Origin of the sequence: Gordonibacter pamelaeae 7-10-1-b (assembly GCF_000210055.1) — a bacterium.
In the GTDB taxonomy this organism is placed as follows: Bacteria; Actinomycetota; Coriobacteriia; order Coriobacteriales; family Eggerthellaceae; genus Gordonibacter; species Gordonibacter pamelaeae.
This window is the reverse complement of record NC_021021.1, coordinates 2,227,733-2,230,002: the sequence shown is the minus strand read 5'-3', so window position 1 is coordinate 2,230,002 and position 2,270 is coordinate 2,227,733. Positions and strand designations below refer to the sequence as shown.

Below are 2,270 nucleotides of genomic sequence, written 5' to 3'. Positions count from 1 at the left end.
ACGAGCCGGGCGCCGGCCACGCCCGTCTCCTCCTCGAGCTCGCGCAGCGCCACGCGCGCCAGGTCGCGCTCGCCGTCCGCATGCCCGCCGATCCAGCTCCACGAGTCGTAGAGGTTGTGGTACACCATGAGCGTGCGCTGCTTGGCAGGGTCGACCGTCCAGATCGAGCATGCCATATGCGCCGGTGCCGAGCGGTCGAACACGTGCGGGTCGTTCGCGAGCGCGCGCAGGATGGCCAGCCGGTCGACGGCCTCCTGCTCGTTGAAGGGCTCGTAGGCGCGTATGTCGTCGATGAGGGCCATAGGGGCATTGTACGCGCCCAGCGTTGGTGGTGCAACGGAGCTGGGCATACATAGTTCCCATCGTGATCAACCCGGTTTCTCGTCGGGAAAGTATCCCAAGATGTCCCCTGGCTCGCATTCGAGTTCTCGGCAGAGTGCGTTCAGTGTCGAGAACCGAATCGACCTCACCCTGCCCGTCTTGATGCGGGAGAGGTTGACCGGGGTGATCCCGACCCTCGCCGCGAGCTCGACGGTGCCTGCGCCGCGCTTTTCCATCATGCGGCCGAGCTTGGAGACGACGGCCATGAGCCCCTCCTTTCCGATCCGGGACAACGGGTGTTCGACGATACCGCTCCGGGTGTCAAATAGACCCCCAAAGTGGACTATTAGAGCAGCAGTGATGCGCAAACATGGGCGAATGCGCACATCGTCCGAAACGCAGAGGAGGCTCGGCCTTAGGATCAAGGACCTACGCGAGGAGCGGGGCCTGTCGCAGTACGCCTGCGCCCCCTTGCTCGGGGTGTCGCGGACCTATCTGGCCGACGTCGAATGCGGCAGGCGCAACGTGAGCCTGGCCACGCTCGATTCGATCGCCCGCGGGTTGGGCATCTCCCTGGAGGAGCTTCTCAAAGGCGTCTAGCGAGCAGGTCCGCCGCCTCCCCGAGGCGCGAGGCGCCCGAGCCCAGAACCTCCCTTCATCATCGCGTTGACGCGGAGGGCACCGAACGTGTCGAGTCCCTCGTTTTCCAGTCGCCCGCCGTACAGCTCCAAGCACACGACGAGTCGCTCCAGTACGGCCTTCGCCTTGTCGGCGGCTCTCTCGGCATCCGCCGCCCCCTCCAGCTCGACCATGCTGCTCCCCTCCGCCGGACAGGGCGGAAACGATTTCGTCAAGGTCACTCACATGTGACTATGACGAATAGTCTAGCGCATACCCTTGGCACATGGGAGTGACACAGGACAACAAATACGAGCGGCTCGGAAAGTCGATCCGCGAGGAGCGCTTGGCGCAGGGCCTCTCGCAGCGCACGCTCGCGGGCATGATCGGCCAGCCCAACTCCCACACCTACATCACCCGCGTCGAGCAGGGGAAGATCAAGATCGGGCTCGAGCAGCTGGGAAGGATCGCGGACGCGCTCGGCGTGGAGGTGCGCGACCTGATCGATTTCTGACTGCGTCTCGGCTCGGTGCCAGAAACTGCGCAGAAGCGTTGAGATGGTGGGCATCTCGCCTGCCTCCGGCGCTTCGGGCATGCACGGGGCTATCCTCGGCGCCTCGTAGGCGGGCTCATGGGTTCGGTTGCCGCGCTTGGTTTTCCGGGAGTCCACGTCGATTCGGCTCGATTCCTCCTCCATCTCGCGTGCGTACCGGCCGATCTCCGGTTTGAGCGATTCGGATGCCGCCGGGCTCGCCTTCGCGCTGGCAAAGTCGTGCCTGACCGTCAGGTTCGGATACCCGCCATGCGAGCCTTCTTCACGGCCGTCATCGCCGCCGCGACCTCGCCGGCAGGGGGTGCTTTTCGGCATCAAATGCTCTCTTCGTCGGGCTCCGGCCTGAGACCATGCAGCCCGCCGTGTGCATCCGGCGGGCAGTCGTCGTAGCGAGGCGTTCGCCCGCATCGTCTCCGGCCTTATGTTCGCCGCGCTGCTCCGTGCTAGAATGACGTTCGCAGCTGTATTCCGCCGACGAAAGGCGCAGACGTTGAAGATAGCCATCAGTTCCTGCTTGCTGGGAGAGCCTTGCCGCTACGACGGGAGGTCGTGCCCGTCCGAGGCCGCCCGGCTCCTGCAGGGCTTGGACGGCGTCGAGCTCGTGCCCGTGTGCCCGGAGGTCTTGGGCGGCCTGCCGGTGCCTCGGCCGCCGAGCGAGGTCGATGCCGCCGAGCGCGTCCTGCGCGTGACGAGCGCGGAGGGCACGGACGTCACGGCCGCCTTCATGGTCGGAGCGCAGGCGGCGCTCAAGGCCGTGGGGGAGGGCGGCTGCAAGCTG

6 protein-coding genes are annotated in these 2,270 nt (G+C 66.0%); 3 read left to right on the top strand and 3 right to left on the bottom strand.

What is annotated here, in order from left to right; all coding sequences use genetic code 11:
- Both GPA_RS19200 and GPA_RS10350 read right to left on the bottom strand, forming a co-directional pair.
- Positions 1-350, bottom strand: a 350-nt coding sequence (locus GPA_RS19200; RefSeq protein WP_231847629.1) for an NUDIX domain-containing protein, incomplete at its 3' end; no start/stop codon positions are given.
- A gap of 18 nt (positions 351-368) precedes the next feature.
- Positions 369-587, bottom strand: a complete 219-nt coding sequence (locus tag GPA_RS10350) for a helix-turn-helix domain-containing protein (protein ID WP_041239454.1) — start codon at positions 585-587, stop codon at positions 369-371.
- Between the two features lie 112 nt (positions 588-699).
- On the opposite strand from GPA_RS10350, the gene GPA_RS10345 reads away from it, so the two are divergent.
- Positions 700-921, top strand: coding sequence for a helix-turn-helix domain-containing protein (locus tag GPA_RS10345; protein ID WP_015539841.1), 222 nt, complete (start codon positions 700-702; stop codon positions 919-921).
- Here GPA_RS10345 and GPA_RS10340 read toward each other — a convergent pair.
- On the bottom strand, positions 918-1,133 hold the full coding sequence (locus GPA_RS10340) for a hypothetical protein (protein ID WP_015539840.1): 216 nt from the start codon (positions 1,131-1,133) through the stop codon (positions 918-920). The genes GPA_RS10345 and GPA_RS10340 overlap by 4 nt on opposite strands.
- 92 nt (positions 1,134-1,225) lie before the next feature.
- On the opposite strand from GPA_RS10340, the gene GPA_RS10335 reads away from it, so the two are divergent.
- On the top strand, positions 1,226-1,453 hold the full coding sequence (locus tag GPA_RS10335; protein WP_015539839.1) for a helix-turn-helix domain-containing protein: 228 nt from the start codon (positions 1,226-1,228) through the stop codon (positions 1,451-1,453).
- Positions 1,454-1,982: 529 nt separating this feature from the next.
- Positions 1,983-2,270 (top strand): 2-thiouracil desulfurase family protein (locus tag GPA_RS17480; RefSeq protein WP_041239453.1); only part of this gene is annotated, 288 nt, incomplete at its 3' end.

Excerpts from the sequence above, each read along its gene's own strand:
- GPA_RS10350 (WP_041239454.1), bottom strand. The coding sequence starts at position 587 with ATGGCCGTCGTCTCCAAGCTCGGCCGCATGATGGAAAAGCGCGGCGCA.
- GPA_RS10345 (WP_015539841.1), top strand. The coding sequence starts at position 700 with ATGCGCACATCGTCCGAAACGCAGAGGAGGCTCGGCCTTAGGATCAAG.
- GPA_RS10340 (WP_015539840.1), bottom strand. The coding sequence starts at position 1,133 with ATGGTCGAGCTGGAGGGGGCGGCGGATGCCGAGAGAGCCGCCGACAAG.
- GPA_RS10335 (WP_015539839.1), top strand. The coding sequence starts at position 1,226 with ATGGGAGTGACACAGGACAACAAATACGAGCGGCTCGGAAAGTCGATC.